General features: G+C 58.9%; 1 protein-coding gene and 1 pseudogene. Both read right to left on the bottom strand.

The annotated features are described in order from the left end of the window. Positions 1 to 126: general stress protein (locus EOA27_RS43290; protein WP_348639892.1), on the bottom strand; the 126-nt coding region annotated here is incomplete at its 3' end. 22 nt (positions 127 to 148) lie between these two features. Next, positions 149 to 392: pseudogene (locus tag EOA27_RS40215) on the bottom strand (PepSY domain-containing protein); the annotation flags it as partial.

The following is a 392-nucleotide window of genomic DNA, read 5'->3' as shown; positions in this document are numbered from 1 at the left end:
ATACCGATTGTCGGAATTGTTGGCCACAATGCTGATGTCGTCTCGCGGCACACCGATCGCTTCGAGTTCGCTTACGGCGTCAGCGGCGTCCTGATAGTCATCGAAAAGTCCGGTGACAGTCGTCATGTTTCACTCCATTTCTGAATGGTTATTGAGCGCCGGCAACAACGTTGCCTTTGAAATCGAGCGCGACGGCAACCTGCTTTCCGTCTTTCTCGGCGGTGCCGCGCCAGATGCCCTGGTCATCCTTCGTCAGGGCGCTGACCTTCGAGAAGCCGGCATCCTGGATCCGCGACTTCGCCTGCGCTTCGGTAAAGCTGTTTGCTCCAGGCACCGGGGCGGATGCGTTCTGGTCTGTGTCTGTCGCCGCAGGTGCGGTGCTGGTCGTTGCC

The sequence above is a fragment of the Mesorhizobium sp. M2A.F.Ca.ET.037.01.1.1 genome (genome assembly GCF_003998075.1).
Taxonomy (GTDB): Bacteria; Pseudomonadota; Alphaproteobacteria; order Rhizobiales; family Rhizobiaceae; genus Mesorhizobium.
Note: the sequence above shows the minus strand (reverse complement) of the source record. Positions and strands in the feature narration are given on the sequence as shown.